We start from the raw sequence: 16,809 nt of genomic DNA, 5'->3' as shown, positions 1-16,809 counted from the left end.
GTTAGGCCGGTAAGAAAAGGGATGACTTACAAGTCCCTCTTCTCCCGCGCCCTGTCTGCGGCCCCCGAGCGGCTGCATTTCGCGGCGCACAGCCACCACCTGTGGCCCGACGCCAGTTTCGAAGCGCAGCAGCAGACCTGGCTGGACGCCAATCTTCATGCCGATCACAAGTGGGACCTCGTCTTCGGCCAGGTGATCCCCGAGGCTCAGGCCCATGTCGCGGCCGAGCTTGGTCTGCCTTCGCCCGACAGCGTCGTCTTCTCGTCCAACACCCATGACTTCCTGCTGCGCCTGTTCTCGGGCGTGGAGCGGACGCCGGTCCGCATCCTGGCGACGGACGGCGAGTTCCACTCCTTCCGCCGTCAGGCCGAGCGGTGGGAGGAAATCGGGGCTGCGGTGGTCACCCGCATTCCCCTCGCCCCCTTCGACACCTTCGCTGATCGCTTCGTCGCCGAGGCCGAGAAGGGCGGCTACGACTGGATCGTGGTCAGCCAGGTCTTCTTCCGCACCGGCGGTCTGTTCGATCGGATCGAGGACCTCGCCGCCCTGGCCCGGCCCGAAGGCCCTTGGGTGCTGATCGACGGCTATCACGGCTTCATGGCGACGCCGACGGACCTGTCGGCGGTGGCGGATCGGATCTTCTATGTCTCCGGCGGCTACAAATACGCCATGGCGGGCGAGGGCGCCTGTTTCCTGCACGCCCCGCCCGGCTTCTGTCCCCGCCCGGTGATCACCGGTTGGTTCGCGGAGTTCGGCGACCTGTCCGGCCCGCCCGGCGGGGTTCAGTACCGCAGCGACGGCGGCCGGTTCTGGGGGGCGACCTTCGATTGCTCGGCGCTGTATCGTTTCAACGCGGCGCGCCGGATGCTGGACGATCATGGGCTAAGCACCGCCGCCGTCGCCGCCCACTGTCGTGTTCTGGCAGGCCGCTTCCAGGCGGCGGTTCAGGACGGTCGCGCCGGCGTGCTGGACCAGGCGGAATTCCTCAACCCGGTGATCGGCGACGCGCCGCGCGCCCGTTTCCTGGCCCTGCGCCATCCTGACGCCCAGGCCTGGTGCACGGGTCTTCGTCAGGCGGACGTGGTCACCGATGTGCGCGACGACGTGATCCGCTTCGGCTTCGGCCTGTATCAGGACGCCGAGGACGTCGATCGCCTCATCGCCGCCTGCCGCTCCCTCTGATCAATAGAAGGTCGTGTCGTCCTGCTTGGTCGGGGCCGGCGCCGCGCGGGGCGGGGTGGTCGGCCGGTTCGACGCGGGCGGTGTCGTGGGTCTGGTCTGGCCCCCGGTCTGGGCCCCAGTCTGGGGCGCGCCCGGCGTTGGCGTCATGCCTGTGTTCGGCGCATCGACCGGCGGGATCGTCGGCAAGGCCGGATAGGGCATGGCTGAGGGTTGACCGTTCTGCACCGGCGCCTCGGCATCGGGCGCAATCGGCGCATCCTCGGACGCTCCCAGCCGATCCGGCGCGCCGACATCGTCGCGGATGAAGGCCCAGGCGCGACGGTCGGCGCAGCCGCAGGCTTTCAGGAAGCCGTTCTGGTCGCGCCATAGGATCAGCGGATAGCTGATCTCGACCCCGGACTCCTTCAGCAGTTGGCTCAGCCGTTCGTCGAACCGGCGCCCGGCCTCGACCACGGCCGTCCGCGCCAGATTGCCGTCCGCCTGGGGGACGCCGGCGGCGGTCCAGCTGTTCGCCGGGGTGGCCATCCAGCGTTCGTAAAGTGGCCAGTCCCGCGTCAGCCACAGTTCGGCGACCGTGGCGCGTTCCGCCGCCGTCGATTGCGGCGCGCCTTCCAGATCGGGGCGGGCGAACAGGATGAACCGGGTCTCGATCCCTGCGGCCTTCAGCTTGGCCACCTCGTCGCGTTGGTAGCGATGGGCCGAAGCGCTGTCGCGATAGGTGACGATATAGAGGGCCTGCCCGCCGCTGCCGTCCGACACCCACGACGCCTCGTCCAGCAGTTGTTGGACCTCGGCCTGATTGCGGCTGATCGTGACCGGCTGGAACCGCGAATAGAAGTTCCAATAGGCCCAGTATCCCGCACCCGCGAGCAACAGGCCGACCACGGCCGCCACGATCGATCCTAGTAGAAAGCGACGCATATGATCGGGTGCTCCAGCTTCACCTTTGACCCCACACAACGCATAGCATCGAAATCCGTTGACCGCGCCAGCGGTCGGCGCCGGACAGCGACCAAAATGTCGCGAAGAATCCCCGGCGCGCGCTCTTGAACGCAGAAAGCCGCTTCCCATTTCTGTTTTCGACGCTGCGGGACACTCCCCCCTCCGAACCGCAGCGAAGCGAGACCGGCGCCCTCCCCTCCCCTCCAGGCGCCGCTCGCGCAGGCCGCCGGACTCCCCCAGTCCGGCGGCTTTCTGCTTTGTGGCGCTGCACAATAATTCCAACCTTATCACTGATCATCACAACGATCGGTCGCCAGGGGCTTCCCGAGCGACCGGACCTGGCCTAGTCAGCGGAGGTGGCGCCGCGTCGCGCCGCATTCCTTGCGGCCCTGCCGCGTCGTTCGAGACTGCTCGTCCATGACCGTCCCCGATCTGCGCCAATCCTCCGTTCAGCCGATCACCAAGGCCGCGCTGGAGGCGGCCTTCGCCCGGATCGTGGGAACCGGACCGGGCGCAGCGGAGCAGGCCTATCTGTCCCAGGCGCACGAGGACTATGCCGCGGACGAGACGCCCGAGCTGGGCGGCGAGGATTTGGCCGCCCTGCTCGCCGCCTCCTGGACCGCCGCCAAGACCTACCCCGCGGACGCCGCCGCGCCCGCCATCACCGTCGGCCCGATGCAGGGCGCGGACGGCAAGGCGCTGGATTACGACCTGGTTCGCATCGTCCAGAAGGACGCCCCTTTCCTGGTCGACAGCGTCATGGGCGCCCTGGCTGAGGCCGGTGTTTCGGTGCGCGCCCTGTTCCACCCGGTGGTCGAGCTGGACGGCCGTCGCCTGTCGATCATCATGCTGGTCATCGACAGCGTGCCGCAGGAGCGTCGCGACGTGCTGGGCGAGGGTCTGGCCCAGAGCTTGTCGGACGTTCACGCCGCCGTCGCCGACCACGAGGCCATGACGGCCCTGATGCGCCAGGCCGTGGAGCGGCTGGAGGCGACCCCTCCGTCGGTCGATCCCGCCGTGCTGGCCGAGAACATCGCCTTCCTGAAATGGCTGAAGAGCGACCATTTCGTCTTCCTGGGCGCCCGCGACTACGACTATCCGCTGAACGCCGACGGCGACTATGAGGCCGAGGCGCCCTTGGGCCAGTCCACCGACGGGCTGGGCATTCTCGCCGACCCGGAACGCACCGTGTTGCGCCGCGCGTCCGAACCGGCCGTCCTGACGCGTCAGATGCGCCGTCAGCTGGATCTCAGCGAGCCGGTGACGGTGGCCAAGGCGAACGCCCGCTCGCGCGTGCATCGCCGCGCCTACATGGATTACGTCGGGGTCAAGCGTTACGGCCCGGACGGCAAGGCGACGGGCGAGACTCGTTTCGTCGGCCTGTTCACCTCCGAGGCCTACGACCAGCTGGCGACCGAGGTGCCGCTGCTCCGTCGCAAGGTCGCCAACGCCCTGGCCCGCGCCGACAAGGCGCCGGGCAGCCACAACGAAAAACGTCTCAAGAACATCCTTGAGAATTATCCGCGCGACGAACTGTTCCAGGTCACGGAGGATGAGCTGCTGTCCATCGCCTTGGGCATCCTTCACCTCTACGACCGGCCGCGCATCCGCCTGTTCTCGCGTCAGGACCCGTTCGACCGCTTCGTCTCGGTCCTGTGCTTCATCCCGCGCGAGAAGTTCGATTCCGCCGTGCGCGAACGGATCGGCCAGATCGTCGCCCGCGCCTGGGGCGGCCGGATTTCGGCCTGGTATCCGCAACTGTCGGACGCGCCCCTGGTGCGGGTCCACTACATCATCGGCGTGAATCCGGGCGAGCACCCGATCCCCGATCCGGTCCAGCTGGAGGCCGATGTCGCCGAGGCCGGACGCGGCTGGGTGGACCGGTTCGAGGGCGCCCTGCGCCGTTCGGGCGTGGAAGAGGTGTCCGTCGGGCCGCTGAGCGCCCAATGGGCCCGCGCCTTCGGCGCCGCCTACCGCGATCGCTATGACGCCGACGAGGCCGCGATCGATCTGCAATATGTGAACCGGCTGAACGAGACCGGTCTGCCGGGCGAAGGCAAGGCCGTCGCCGTGCGCGCCTTCCGTTCCGCTGACGACAGCCGCCTGCAATTCCGCTTCAAGCTCTATCGGCGCGGTCCGGCCGTGCCCCTGTCCGACGTTCTGCCGATCCTGGCGGACATGGGCCTGAAGACGCTGGAGGAATACGGCTATCCGATCCGCCCGATGGGCGAGGAGGAGATCCACGTCCACGAGTTCCTGATGGAGGATCCGCGTGGCGAGGCGCTGGTCTTCGATGACGTGAAGGGCCCGTTCGAGGATGCCTTCGCCGCCGTCTGGACCGGCCGCAACGAAAGCGACGGCTTCAACCGCCTGGTGATCGAACTGGGCGTCGAATGGCGCGAGGCGGCCCTGATCCGCACGCTGGCCCACTATCGCCAGCAGACCGGCCTGGACCCGTCGCAGACGGTGCAGGAAGAGGCCCTGCGCGAATATCCCGACGTGGCCCGCGCCCTGTTGTCTCTGTTCAAGGCCAAGTTCGAACCGACCGGCGGCTCTGCCGACGACCGCGCGCCTGCCGCCGCCGAGCTGAACGACAAGATCGTCGCCCTGCTGCAGGACGTGAAGAGCCTGGATCACGACCGGGCCCTGCGCCGCATCGCCGCCCTGATCGGGGCGATCAAGCGCACCAACTACTATCAGTTGGACGCCGACGGCGCGCCCAAGCCGCACATCTCCATCAAGATCGCCTCACGCGAGCTTGAGGACCTGCCGCTGCCCAAACCCTATCGCGAGATCTTCGTCTGGGCGCCGCATGTCGAGGGCGTCCACCTGCGCTTCGGCCCCGTCGCGCGGGGCGGCCTGCGCTGGTCTGACCGTCGCGACGATTTCCGCACCGAGGTGCTGGGCCTGGTCAAGGCGCAGCAGGTCAAGAACGCCGTCATCGTGCCGGTCGGCTCAAAGGGCGGCTTCTATCCCAAGCAACTGCCCCGCACGACGGACCGCGAGGCCATTCAGGGCGAGGCCATCCGCGCCTATCGCACCTTCCTGTCGGGCCTGCTGGACATCACCGACAACATCGCCGCCGACGGTTCCGTGACCCATCCGGCCAATGTGATCGCGTGGGAGGGGGACGACCCCTATCTGGTCGTGGCGGCCGACAAGGGCACGGCGACCTTCTCCGACATCGCCAACGGGGTTTCGGCTTCGTACGGCTTCTGGCTGGGCGACGCTTTCGCCAGTGGTGGATCCATCGGCTACGACCACAAGGCGATGGGCATCACGGCGCGCGGCGCGTGGGAGGCGGTCAAGCGCCACTTCCGCGAGATGGGCAAGGACATCCAGACCCAGCCCTTCACCATGGTCGGCGTCGGCGACATGTCCGGCGACGTCTTCGGCAACGGCGCGCTTTTGTCCAAGGCCACGCGCCTGGTCGCGGCCTTCGATCATCGCGACATCTTCATTGATCCGAACCCGGATCATGTAACGAGCTGGACGGAACGCAAGCGTCTGTTCGACCTGCCGCGCTCGTCCTGGCAGGACTATGACAAGGGGCTGATCTCGGAAGGCGGCGGCGTCTTCTCGCGCTCGGCCAAGTCGATCCAGCTGACGCCTCAGATCAAGGCGGCGCTGGACATCACCGACGATGTGCTGGACCCCGTCAGCCTGATCCGCGCCATCCTGAAGGCGCCGGCCGAACTTCTGTATCTGGGCGGCATCGGCACCTATGTGAAATCGGCGGCCGAGACCGACGCCCAGGTCGGAGACAAGGGCACCGACGCCCTGCGCATCAATGCCGACGAATTGCGGGTCAAGGTGGTGGGCGAAGGCGCCAACCTGGGCTTCACCCAGGCGGGCCGCATCGGCTTCGGTCAGGCGGGCGGTCGTATCAACACCGACGCCATCGACAACTCCGCCGGGGTCGACACCTCCGACCACGAGGTGAACATCAAGATTCTGGTCGGCTCGGCCGTGACCAACGGCGTATTGCCCGTCGAGGAACGCCCGGCCCTGCTGGCCTCCATGACCGACGAGGTCGGCCTGAAGGTGCTGGTCCACAACTACGACCAGACCCTGGCCCTGACCCTGCAACAGGCCGAAGGGGTCGGCGCGCTCGACGCCCAGCAGCGGTTCATGCAGAGCCTGTCGGCGCGCGGCAAGCTGGACCGCAAGGTCGAGGGCCTGCCCAACGACGCCCGCGTCAAGGAGATGATGGCGGCGGGCGTTCCGCTGGCCCGGCCCGAGCTGGCGGTCCTGATGGCCTATGCCAAGCTGGAGCTGTCGGACGACATCGTCGCCTCGCAAGCGCCCGAGGATCCCTTCTTCGAACAGATCCTGGTCCGCTACTTCCCCGACGCCCTGGCCCGGTTCGAGCCGGAGATGAAGAGCCACCGGCTGCGGCGCGAGATCATCGCCACCGTCATGGCCAACGAAGTCGTCAACATGTGCGGCCCCACCTTCCCCGACCGCCTGCGCGGTTCGGCGGAATGCGACACCACTGCCCTGATCATCGCCTTTGAGGCCGCGCGTCGCGTCTTCCGCCTGGATCAAGCCTGGGACGCCGTCTCGGCCCTGGACCTGAAGATTTCGGCCGAGGCCCAGACGGCCCTCTATCAGGAAATCGCCGTGGTCCTGCGCCGCCAGACCTTCTGGCTGGCCCGTCGCGCCAAGGGCGGCCTGTCCGTCCAGGCGTTGATCGACCGCTATCGCCCGATCGCCGACGCCCTTCAGGCGGAGGGTTCGGCCGTCCTGTCGCGCTTCGAACAGGGGCGTCTGGACGCGCGGGTCAAGACCTTCGCCGATCACGGCGCGCCCGAGGACCTGACCCGCAGCATCGCCATCATGCGTCCGCTGGTCGCCGCCTCGGACATCGGCGACCTGGCCCAGGAGGCGAACTGGCCCGTCGCGGCCATGGCGCGCCTGTATCACCAGGTCGGGGCGGCCTTCGACTTCGACCGTCTGCGCGCCGCCGCCGGCTCCATTCCGTCTGCGGATCATTTCGATCGCCTGGCCGTGCGTCGCCTGATCGAGGATCTGATGAACGAGCAGGCGACGCTGACCCGCGCCGTCGCCCGCGCCTCCGATCCGTCGGTGGGCGTTAGCGAGGATGCGGCCGAGGGCGCCGTGGACGCCTGGATCGGCTCCAAACAGGCGGCGGTCGAGGGTGTACGCGCCTCTGTGGACGAGATCGAACAGTCCGGCTCCGGCTGGACCTTCGCCAAACTGACCATCGCCAACGCCACGATCCGCGACCTGGCGACGGCGGCGATGAACGCTTAGTGGGCGCCAGCGGCCTTTCGGCCGGCTTGAGCACGCGATGTGGGACGCTCCGCTTGACGAAGCGGGCGTCTCACGGCCTCTTCAGTCGTTAATCTGGCTGGGGAGGCCGCCATGCCGAGAAAATTCCTCGTCGTCGTCGACGACAGTCCCGAGTTCGAGGCCGCCCTGCGGTTCGCCTCGCGCCGGGCGAAATCGACGGGCGGGCGCGTGGTCATGCTGCGCGTCCTGCCCACCGACAGCGACGCCCACTGGTCGGGCGTGCGCGAAGAGATCGAACGCCAGCAGCGCGAAGAGGCGGAAATCCTGCTGAACCGGCTGGGCGAAGAGGCCATGGCCCGCTCCGGCGCCGCCCCCATCTTCCTGATCGAACGGGGCGAGGCCCAGGCCGCGATCAAGAAGGTCGTCGCCGCCGACCCCGACATCAAGATTCTGGTCCTGGCCGCCGGAACCGGCTCGCGCGGCCCCGGCCCCCTGGTCTCGGCCATCATCAAACAGGGCGCCCAGATCGGCGGCCGGAAACTGCCCGTCACCATCGTCCCCGGCGAACTGACCGAAGACGAGATCGAAGACCTGGCCTAGCCCGCGTCCGCTGGCGGCGAGGCGCGCAACTGGTCACGCAGCACATTCAACCCGTCGCGCAGCCCCATCATGGTCTCTGGCGTCATTTCCGTGGCGTCCTGCACCGACTGGGGCAGGCAGACGGCCTCGACCGCCAACGCGCGCCCGGCCTCGGTCAGGCTGACCCGCACGACCCGCTCGTCCACCTTGTCGCGCGTGCGCGTCACCAGCCCCGCCGCCTCCAGCCGTTTGATCAGCGGGGTCAAGGTGTTGGATTCCAGGAACAGCCGCTCCCCCAGCTGCCCCACGGTCTGCCCGTCCTCGCGCCACAGTAGGGCCATGGCCAGATACTGCGGATAGGTCAGCCCCATCCCGTCCAGCAGCGGCTTGTAGAACCGGTTGAACGCCAGGTTCGCCGAATAGGCGGCGAAACACAGCATGTCGCCGACGGCCATGGGTGCAGGGGAGGGGGCGGCTTCGCTCATGACCCTATATTAATCGCGCACGATACAATCGCAAGCTTGACGACTTTTGATGTTCGTCCTAAATCATCGCCAGCGATTTAATCGCACACGATATTTATCCATCAGGAGCCTGATCATGTCCATCAACGTCCTCTACCGCACTACGGCGACCGCCACGGGCGGCCGCGACGGCCGCGTCGCCACCACCGATGGCGCGCTCGACGTGGCCCTGGGTACGCCCAAGGAACTGGGCGGCGCCGGCGTCGGCAATAATCCTGAACAGCTGTTCGCGGCCGGCTACGCCGCCTGTTTCCTGAGCGCGATGAAGTACGTCGGCTCGCAGGGCGGCCATGCCAAAATGCCCGCCGACGCCGCCGTCAACGCCACGGTCGGCATCGGTCCGCGCAGCGACAAGGGCTTCGGCCTGGAGGTCGCCTTGGAGATCAGCCTGCCGGGCGTGGATCGCGCCGAAGCCGAGGCCCTGGTCGCCGAGGCGGATGCCGTCTGCCCCTATTCGCACGCCACGCGGGGCAATATCGCGGTGACCCTGACCGTCGCCTAACCCTTCGGGACCAGGCGCCACATCCGCAAGGGGTGGCGCACGGTCCCGGCCTCGGCTCCGGCCGCGTCGCCGCGCCCCATATAGAGGTCAGCGCGTACCGGCCCGCGAATGGCCGATCCCGTGTCCAGCGCCATGGCCAGGCCTCGATAGCTGGCCGTGGCGCCGCGCAGGTTGCCGCCGTCGGCCTCCAGCCAGACCAGTTCGCCATAGCGCCAGTGCGCCGGATCGACCGCGATGGCGCGCCGCTCCGTCAGGGGTATCCCCGCTGCGCCGGCAGGGTGGCCGTCGTCGTCCCCGTCCAGTCGGAAGAAGATGTAGCGCGGGTTCAGCGCCATGACGGCCTGGGCCTCATAGCCCCGGTGGGTCGCCAGCCAGCCGCGGATGGCGTCGCCCGAGGTGCCATTCTGGGGCAGCAGGCCCTGCTGGGCCATGGGGCGGGCGATGCCGACGAACGGCTTGCCGTTGTCGGCGGCGTAGGCGGCCCGGCCGCGCGTCCCGTCCTCGAACGTCAGATAGCCCGAGCCCTGGATCTGCAGGAAGAACAGGTCCTCGGCCCGCATCCAGGCCAGGGCCTGATCCGGCCGGGCGGCGGATTCGATATAGGCCCGGTCGCCGGCGCCGCGCGGGTTGGCGGGCTTGGGCAGGACGGGAGCCGAGAACTCGGCGTCCGGCCGGCGCCGCGCGGGATACTCGGGCGCGAAATAGGAGGTCAGCAGACCCGGCCGCCCGTCCGCCGTCGCGGCCGGCACCGCGCTGAAGCTGGCCTCGAAGAAGGCGCGGGCGTCCGACGGGGTCACGGTGGTGGTCGTCGCCATGGCCTTGGCCCGTCCGCAGACGGCGCGCGGGGCCGTATCGCGCGCAGCGCCGCAGCCGTCGAGATAGGCGCGGAAGGCCGCCAGGTGATCCTCCGCGCTCCATCCCGGCAAAACGGCCGGACTAAGCGCATTGGACGGCGTGGGCTGTGGGACGCCGGGCGTCGGTGACGGCGTATAGGGAACAGGCCCCGTTTGGGGGGCCGCCGGCGCGACCGGCGTCATTGGCCCGGTGGAGCAGGCTGCGGCCGCCAGCACGCTCGCCAGCGTCAGCGGCCAGGCTCCGACCTGCCGCAGGATCGACATCAGGCGTTGGCCGGCTCGACGCGGGCCAGGACCCAGTTCGGATCGGCCGCGCCCAGGGTGCGCTCGAACGTCCAGTGTTCGGCGGTGCGGCGCTCTTCGATCACCGGCTCGCCCGTCTCGACATCGGCGGGCTCGCCCGAGACCTTGGTCACGCGGCTGCGCAGCTCGCCCAGGAAGCGAACCTTGGCCACGGCCCGGTCGCCCTCGGCGACGGCGCCTTCCAGATCGGCGCGGGGCGGAAACAGGAACTCCACGGTTTCCGTCTCGCCACGCGTCTCGCGCGCCGCGATGCCGGCGTCGAACGAGGCGAAGACGTTCGGCTTCAGCAACGGCTTAAGCGCGGCGCGGTCGCCGGCGGCGTAGCCCCGCACGATGGTCTCATAGGCTTGGCGCGCGCCGTCCAGGAAGCGCGCTGGATCGAAGGCCGGATCGCGCGCCTTCAGGGTGGCGATGGAGGCCAGGGTGGCGGGATCGATGGCCGGGACCTTGGCCGTCTCGGCCGGGTTCGGGCCGGGCGCGACGACCTTGGCGTCCTCCTGCGGCTGACGGCCGACCCGCTTGCCCAGCACATTGTAAAGCTGGAACAGCACGAAGGCCGCGATGAAGGCGAAGACGACGATCTGGAACTGGACCGGCAGGTTCAAGGGAGATTTCCTGTAGCGAACGACGGGCGCGCCAAACCTATGTCTGGCGTAATTACGGGGTCATATAGGACGAGGCAAGGCGAAGCGCGCCCCCCAATCGCGCACGCGACGTTGCGGCCAAGCGTCCCGGCATGGTAATCGCGGCGCCACATTCCGGCCCGATCAACCTCAAATCCGTTCAAAGACCGCTTTCATGACCGACGTCGCACCCTCCGCCGAACAGCCCCAGCAAGGCGAGGCCCAACAGGGCCAGCCCGCCGGCCCCGGCTTCCGCATCCTGGCGCAATACGTCCGCGACTTCTCGTTCGAGAACCCGCGCGCCCCGGAATCCCTGCGCATCGACGGCAAGCCCGCCATCGACCTGGGCGTCGAAATGGCCGCCCAGGGTCGCCCGGACGGCCTGTTCGAGCTGGATCTGAAGCTGTCGATCAAGGCGACCCACGAGAACCAGCCCGTCTTCCACGTCGAACTGGTCTATGGCGGCCTGTTCCAGCTGGCCAATGTCAGCGAGCAGGACATCGAGCCCCTGCTGCTGATCGAATGCCCGCGCTATCTGTTCCCGTTCGCCCGCGAGATCATCTCGGGCGCCACGGCCGACGGCGGCTTCTATCCCCCGTTCCAGCTCGACCCCATCGACTTCGCCGCCATCTACATCGCGCGCCAGCAGCAGATCGCCCAACAGCCGGTCGAAACCGGCCAGGCCTAAGCCGCACATGGTCGCCTCCGAGCGGCCGTCCCCTGACCTATCGAATGCTGCGGGCGAGGATGTCGTCCGCGGCATCGCGCTGCGCATTGCGGCCGCCGGCTGCTTTTCGATCATGACGGCGACGTTGAAGCTGGCGTCGTACGATGGCGTGGCGGCGCCGGAGATGCTGTTCTACCGCGCCTTCTTCGGTCTGCCGGTTGTGCTGGCTTGGGTCCTGACCCAGCCGGGCGGTCTTTCGGCCCTGTCCACACGTCGCCCCTTCGCCCATCTGGGACGCAGCGCCCTGGGCGTCGCGGCGATCCTGTGCCTGTTTCAGACGCTGACGCTTCTGCCCTTGGCCGACGCCACGACTCTCAGCTTCACCGCGCCCATCTTCGCCACCATCCTGTCCTTCTTCATTCTGAAGGAGGCGGTCGGCCCGCGACGATGGGCGGCCGTCGCGGTGGGCTTCATCGGCGTCATCATCGTCATGCGGCCGGGCGTCGGGCACTCTGTCCTGCCGCTTGCGGGCGTGGCCTTCGCCCTGATCGGGGCGGTGCTGACGGCGGGCGTGACCATCACTCTGCGCCAGTTGCGTGACACCGAACATGTCGCCGCCATCGTCTTTTGGTTCTTCGTCGCCTGCTCGATCGCGGGGGCGATCCTGCTGCCCTTCGTCGGCCAGATGCATTCGCCCCTGACCTTCGCCCTGCTGATCGGATCGGGGATCGCCGGCGGCCTGGCCCAGCTGTTCATGACCGCCTCGCTGCAAAAGGCCCCGGTCGCCGTGGTGGCGCCCTTCGACTATCTCCAGATCGTCGGCGCCATCGTCTTCGGCTGGTGGCTGATGTCCACGACCCCGACTCTCAGCACCTTGGCCGGCGCCGCCCTGATCGCCTCCAGCGGCCTCTACACCGCCTGGCGCGAACACGTCCGCCGCAAGGCCGCCCTGCTCCAGCCGACAGCGCCGCTGGTCTAAGGGCTACCGCCCCGTCGATCCGAACCCGCCCGTCCCTCGTGCGGTCTCGTCCAGCGTCTCTACCTCGGCCCAATCCGCACGTTCGTGTTTGGCGATCACCAGCTGGGCGATGCGTTCGCCCCGGCGGATAACGAAGGGTTCCGCGCCGATGTTGGCCAGGATGACCCCGCACTCGCCGCGATAGTCGCTGTCGATGGTGCCCGGCGCATTGGGGCAGATGATGCCGTGCTTCAAAGCGAGGCCCGAGCGCGCCCGCACCTGGGCCTCGTAGCCCAGCGGCAGGGCGATCTTCAGCCCCGTGGGCACCAGCGCCCGCTGGCCCGGCGCGAGGGTCATCGGTTGATCCTCAGGGACCGCCGCGCGCAGGTCCATGCCCGCAGATCCGGCTGTCTCATAGGCCGGCAGGGGCAGCCCTTCCGAATGCGGCAGGCGCAGGATCTGGATGGAGGTCTCGGTCATTCGGGGGCCTTGAAATGGTCGGCGATACGGGCGGCGACGGCGCGGGCGATGGCGGTCTTGGACTGGCGCGGCCAGGCTTCGGTCCTGTCGGCGGTGACCAGCAGCACGGCGTTTCCGTCCGAGCCGAACACGTCGTCGGACACGTCGTTGCCGATGATCCAGTCGCAGCCCTTTCTCGACAGTTTGGCCCGCGCATTGGCCTCCAGGTCCGCGGTCTCGGCGGCGAAGCCGATGACCAGGGCCGGCCGGTTCGGTCCCGGCGCGGCGACGCCCGCCAGAATGTCGGGGTTCTCGATCAGGGCCAGGGTCGGCGGCCCGCCCGGCCCCTTCTTGATCTTGCCGCCGGCGATGGTGTCCACGCGCCAGTCGGCGACGGCGGCCGACAGCACGGCGATGTCGGCGGGCAGGGCGCTCCGCGTCGCCGCCTGCATCTCCAGCGCGCTCTCCACATCGATCCGCGTCACGCCCGTAGGCGCCCCCAGCGCCGTCGGCCCGGACACCAGCGTCACCTCCGCCCCCAGCTCGGCCAGGGCGGCGGCGATGGCGTAGCCCTGTTTGCCGCTGGAGCGATTGGTCAGGCCCCGCACCGGGTCGATGGGCTCGAACGTCGGCCCGGCCGTGACGACGGCGCGCTTTCCCGCCAGGGGGCGTCCGCCGGCGCCGGCCAGCAGGCCCTCGATGGCCTCCAGGATCGCGGCCGGCTCGGCCATACGGCCCGGCCCATATTCGCCGCAGGCCATCTCGCCGTCGTCCGGTCCGACAACGGCGACGCCGTGGAAGCCGGGAAAGGCCTTCAGCCGTTCCATATTGGCCTGCACCGCCGGATGCTCCCACATCCGCACATTCATCGCCGGCGCCAGCAGCACCCGCTTGTCCGTGGCGATCAGGGTCGTGGAGGCCAGGTCGTCGGCCAAGCCGTTCGCCGCCTTGGCGATCAGGCCCGCCGTCGCCGGCGCCACCACCACCAGGTCGGCCCAGCGCGACAGCTCGATATGACCCATGCTAGTTTCGTCGTCGGGATGGAACAGGCCCGAGCGCACCGGATGGCCGCTCAGCGCCGCCAGCGACAGAGGCGTCACGAACTCGGCCCCGGATTCGGTCAGGATCACTCGCGTCTGTCCGCCCGCCTTGGCGATCAACCGCACCAGTTCCAGCGCCTTGTAGGCTGCGATGCCGCCGCCGACGATCAGCAGGATCTTGCGGTTCGAAAGGGAGCGATTGTCCATGATCTCCGTCTAGCCGCCCCGCGTGACGCCGTCGAGACGAGAACATTGCGCGAACAATAAAGTTGTGCTTTCGTCGCGTTCAGCGGGTATCTGGAGGGAAGAATGAGAACGGTGATGAGGGATGGGGCCGCGCTGGCCCTGTGTGGTTTGTTGGGGCTGACCGCCTGTGACAACAGTTCGGCGGTCGAGACACGAGACCGGACGGCGGCGGCCGAATCGGTGGCTCTGACGTCCATGCCGGCGACCGGCGAAGAGGCCGCAACGCCGCAGGAGAAGCCGGTTCTGACCGCCAACCGGCGCGAGACCGTGGACGCCAAGATCGCCCGGCTTTACGACCGCAACGGCGCCGACTTCGACGCCCGCTCGGCCGAGGATTATCTGGCCAAGGTGACGGCCTTCACGACCAAGCCGCCGCGCGACGCCGAGACCGTGAAACGGCCGAACGGCGACACCCTGATCTATCAGGCCTCGACCAACACCTTCGCCGTGGTGGCGCGAAACGGGTCGCCGCGCACGATGTTCAAGCCGACGACGGGCGCGGACTATTGGGCCGAGCAGAAGGCGGCCGCCCCCACCTTCGGCCAGCGTCGCCAATCGACGGGCGCGGCGGGCTGATATAGAGGGCGGGTTCCACCAAGGATTTCGCCCTCATGTCCGAACCCAAGACCCCGCTGCTGAAGACCGCCCTGATCTATGATTTCGACGGCACCCTGGCGCGCGGCAACATGCAGGAGGTGTCGTTCATTCCGTCGGTGGGCATGGGCATCGGCGCGTTTTGGGAAGAGGCCGAGCGCCTGACCAAGGACGCCGACGGCGACGGCATTCTGATGTACATGCAGCTGATGCTGCATCACGCCCGCCAGAACGGCGCCCCGGTGACGCGCGAAACCCTGCGCCAGCACGGTGAGGCCGTGGCCCTGTTCGAGGGGCTGAAGGATCTCAGCTGGTTCGACCGGATGAACGCCTTCGGCGCCAAATACGGGCTGGATATCGAGCACTACATCATCTCGGCCGGGCTGGAGGAGATGATCGACGGCACGCCGATCCGCCCCGCCCTGAACCACGTCTTCGCCTCCCACTATGTCTATGACGACAAGGGCGAGGCGGCCTGGCCGGCCGTGGGCGTCAACTACACCACCAAGACCCAGTATCTGTTCCGCATCAACAAGGGCGTGAAGAACCACTGGGAGCACGAGCGTATCAACCACTTCATCCCCGACGACGAGCGCGCCGTGCCCTTCGACCGGATGATCTTCATCGGCGACGGCGACACCGACGTGCCGACCATGAAGATGATGCACACCAAGGGCGGCTTCTCCATCGCCGTCTATGATCCGCGCTCGAACGAGAAGGATCAGAAGAAGGTCTACTCCCTGATCTCGGAGGACCGGGTCAACTTCGTCGCCGCCGCTGACTACCGCGAGGGTTCGGCCCTCGACCTGATCGTCAAGGGTCTGGTGGGCCGTATCGCCATCAACGCCGGATCGATGCCCGCCGGGCTTTAGCGGCCCCCGGCCCTCAGCCAGGCCTCTCGCGCGCCGACCAGCCGGGCGGGCGCCAGGCCGCGCAGGGATTTGGCGCCGGTCTGTCTCAAGCCCGCCTCGTTCGTCCTCTGCCACACGACGGTCGCGGGATAGGCCACGGCTTGCGCGACATCGACCACCACCACCTCGCGCGGCAGGGCGGCCCCGCGGTCCAACTGCACCTTCATGCCCCCGTCCGACAGATCCACGATCAGACACGCCGTCTCCACGCCGGGCGCGCAGACGACGCCGCGCGCATTGGCCGGCCGACGCGTCGCCGACCGTCTGTCTTCCGTGGCGGCGGGTTTGGATCCAAACAGGCTCATGGTGCGATAACGCGCGATGCCGGCTCCGGCGCCACGCCCCCTGTCGCCGCGAGGAAATCCGCGCCCTCCAGGCCCAGAATCCGGCGATCCCGGTCCAGATCGACGATCAGGTCGGCGGCGACGCCGCCATCGATCATGTGCCGGGTCAGCCGCTCATAGTGCTGGACGAAGACCGCCAGGGCCGCGCGCCGCCCAGGCGGCACGGCGTCGCGCTTCATCAGCCCCGCCTCCTGCTCGCAGCGCCAGTCCAGCACGACATCGAACGACGGCGCCTTCAGAAACACCAAAGCGTCCAGTCGCGCGCGCAACGGCCCATAGTCCCGCGCCAGAACATCATTGATCGCGCCCCGCCACAGGCCATCCGCATCCTGCTCGGCTTCCAGCGCATTGATCGGCGCGACCAGGGCCGTCGCCGCCTGCGCCGTCGCCCCCAGGCACCACCCCTCCAGCACGATCACCCTCGGCCGCCCCTTCACGACGGTCCAGTCCGCCTCGGGCGCCCGGTCGTCGGCCAGCTTGTCGAAGCGGGGCAGCGGCGTCCGGTCGTCCGGACCCGCACTCGAAAGCCGGGCCAAAAGCCGATGCAGCAAATCCAGGTCATGCGTGCCTGGCGGCCCGCGCGTGGCGAACAGCGGATGCACCCGCCCCGCCAGATCGGCCCGTTCCGCCTTGGTCAGATAGACGTCGTCCAGCGACAGGGTCGCCCCGCCGAACCGTTCGGCGACCTCATGCGCCAGGGTGGATTTTCCAGACCCTTGCGATCCCGCGATCCCCAGGATCGGCGGCGGTCCGGCTGGGTCGGCCTGCCCGATCCAATGGTCGATCCAGCGGCCGATCCTCTCGATCAGCCCCGGCTCGCCCATT

General features: G+C 68.5%; 16 protein-coding genes. 8 read left to right on the top strand and 8 right to left on the bottom strand.

Features of this window, described 5'->3' with window-relative positions; genetic code table 11:
- Nucleotides 1-21 precede the first annotated feature (21 nt).
- Nucleotides 22-1,182, top strand: coding sequence for an aminotransferase class V-fold PLP-dependent enzyme (locus EGY25_RS06895; protein ID WP_135194288.1), 1,161 nt, complete (start codon nt 22-24; stop codon nt 1,180-1,182).
- Here the strand turns inward: EGY25_RS06895 and EGY25_RS06890 are convergent, their stop codons facing one another.
- Nucleotides 1,183-2,103 carry a hypothetical protein gene (locus EGY25_RS06890; protein ID WP_135194287.1) on the bottom strand — a complete coding sequence of 307 codons (921 nt, stop codon included), beginning with the start codon at nt 2,101-2,103 and terminating at the stop codon, nt 1,183-1,185.
- Between the two features lie 438 nt (nt 2,104-2,541).
- Here EGY25_RS06890 and EGY25_RS06885 point away from each other — a divergent pair, with 438 nt between their 5' ends.
- Both EGY25_RS06885 and EGY25_RS06880 read left to right on the top strand, forming a co-directional pair.
- Entirely contained in the window at nt 2,542-7,401 is a 4,860-nt protein-coding gene (locus EGY25_RS06885; protein ID WP_135194286.1) for an NAD-glutamate dehydrogenase, read from the top strand.
- A 111-nt stretch (nt 7,402-7,512) separates the two neighbouring features.
- Nucleotides 7,513-7,980, top strand: coding sequence for a universal stress protein (locus EGY25_RS06880; RefSeq protein WP_135194285.1), 468 nt, complete (start codon nt 7,513-7,515; stop codon nt 7,978-7,980).
- Here the strand turns inward: EGY25_RS06880 and EGY25_RS06875 are convergent.
- Nucleotides 7,977-8,444 (bottom strand): MarR family winged helix-turn-helix transcriptional regulator, encoded by a 468-nt coding sequence (locus tag EGY25_RS06875; protein WP_135194284.1) that lies wholly within the window; start codon nt 8,442-8,444, stop codon nt 7,977-7,979. The genes EGY25_RS06880 and EGY25_RS06875 overlap by 4 nt on opposite strands.
- A 121-nt stretch (nt 8,445-8,565) precedes the next feature.
- Between EGY25_RS06875 and EGY25_RS06870 the strand changes: the two genes are divergently transcribed.
- Nucleotides 8,566-8,985: an organic hydroperoxide resistance protein gene (locus EGY25_RS06870; RefSeq protein ID WP_432417376.1), complete on the top strand. Its 420-nt coding sequence runs from the start codon at nt 8,566-8,568 to the stop codon at nt 8,983-8,985.
- Here the strand turns inward: EGY25_RS06870 and EGY25_RS06865 are convergent.
- Nucleotides 8,982-10,103 (bottom strand): MltA domain-containing protein, encoded by a 1,122-nt coding sequence (locus EGY25_RS06865; RefSeq protein ID WP_135194282.1) that lies wholly within the window; start codon nt 10,101-10,103, stop codon nt 8,982-8,984. The genes EGY25_RS06870 and EGY25_RS06865 overlap by 4 nt on opposite strands.
- Complete coding sequence (gene timA / locus EGY25_RS06860) at nt 10,103-10,741, bottom strand: TIM44-related membrane protein TimA (protein WP_135195554.1); 639 nt, start codon at nt 10,739-10,741, stop codon at nt 10,103-10,105. The genes EGY25_RS06865 and timA overlap by 1 nt, the downstream gene beginning before the upstream one ends.
- Before the next feature lie 199 nt (nt 10,742-10,940).
- Here timA and secB point away from each other — a divergent pair, with 199 nt between their 5' ends.
- Together secB and EGY25_RS06850 are read left to right on the top strand one after the other, a co-directional pair.
- Nucleotides 10,941-11,453 carry a protein-export chaperone SecB gene (gene secB / locus EGY25_RS06855; RefSeq protein WP_135194281.1) on the top strand — a complete coding sequence of 171 codons (513 nt, stop codon included), beginning with the start codon at nt 10,941-10,943 and terminating at the stop codon, nt 11,451-11,453.
- A gap of 7 nt (nt 11,454-11,460) precedes the next feature.
- The gene (locus EGY25_RS06850; protein WP_135194280.1) at nt 11,461-12,411 is read left to right on the top strand and encodes a DMT family transporter; all 951 of its coding nucleotides are present in this window, start codon (nt 11,461-11,463) and stop codon (nt 12,409-12,411) included.
- Nucleotides 12,412-12,414: 3 nt separating this feature from the next.
- Here the strand turns inward: EGY25_RS06850 and dut are convergent, their stop codons facing one another.
- Both dut and coaBC read right to left on the bottom strand, forming a co-directional pair.
- Nucleotides 12,415-12,870, bottom strand: a complete 456-nt coding sequence (gene dut / locus EGY25_RS06845; protein ID WP_135194279.1) for a dUTP diphosphatase — start codon at nt 12,868-12,870, stop codon at nt 12,415-12,417.
- Nucleotides 12,867-14,096 carry a bifunctional phosphopantothenoylcysteine decarboxylase/phosphopantothenate--cysteine ligase CoaBC gene (gene coaBC / locus EGY25_RS06840; RefSeq protein ID WP_135194278.1) on the bottom strand — a complete coding sequence of 410 codons (1,230 nt, stop codon included), beginning with the start codon at nt 14,094-14,096 and terminating at the stop codon, nt 12,867-12,869. The genes dut and coaBC overlap by 4 nt, the downstream gene beginning before the upstream one ends.
- A gap of 102 nt (nt 14,097-14,198) precedes the next feature.
- Between coaBC and EGY25_RS06835 the strand changes: the two genes are divergently transcribed.
- Together EGY25_RS06835 and EGY25_RS06830 are read left to right on the top strand one after the other, a co-directional pair.
- Nucleotides 14,199-14,711 carry an S-type pyocin family protein gene (locus EGY25_RS06835; RefSeq protein ID WP_135194277.1) on the top strand — a complete coding sequence of 171 codons (513 nt, stop codon included), beginning with the start codon at nt 14,199-14,201 and terminating at the stop codon, nt 14,709-14,711.
- A 35-nt stretch (nt 14,712-14,746) separates the two neighbouring features.
- Nucleotides 14,747-15,601, top strand: coding sequence for a haloacid dehalogenase-like hydrolase (locus EGY25_RS06830; protein ID WP_135194276.1), 855 nt, complete (start codon nt 14,747-14,749; stop codon nt 15,599-15,601).
- Here the strand turns inward: EGY25_RS06830 and EGY25_RS06825 are convergent.
- The gene (locus EGY25_RS06825; RefSeq protein ID WP_135194275.1) at nt 15,598-15,945 is read right to left on the bottom strand and encodes a PilZ domain-containing protein; all 348 of its coding nucleotides are present in this window, start codon (nt 15,943-15,945) and stop codon (nt 15,598-15,600) included. The genes EGY25_RS06830 and EGY25_RS06825 overlap by 4 nt on opposite strands.
- On the bottom strand, nt 15,942-16,808 hold the full coding sequence (locus EGY25_RS06820; RefSeq protein ID WP_209308013.1) for a kinase: 867 nt from the start codon (nt 16,806-16,808) through the stop codon (nt 15,942-15,944). Before EGY25_RS06820 ends, EGY25_RS06825 begins: the two co-directional genes overlap by 4 nt.
- Nucleotide 16,809: the final 1 nt, after the last annotated feature.

It is taken from the genome of Brevundimonas intermedia, assembly GCF_004614235.1.
Classification (GTDB): domain Bacteria; phylum Pseudomonadota; class Alphaproteobacteria; order Caulobacterales; family Caulobacteraceae; genus Brevundimonas; species Brevundimonas intermedia_A.
The sequence above is the reverse complement of the archived record's forward strand: the minus strand, read 5'-3'. Positions and strand labels throughout refer to the sequence as shown.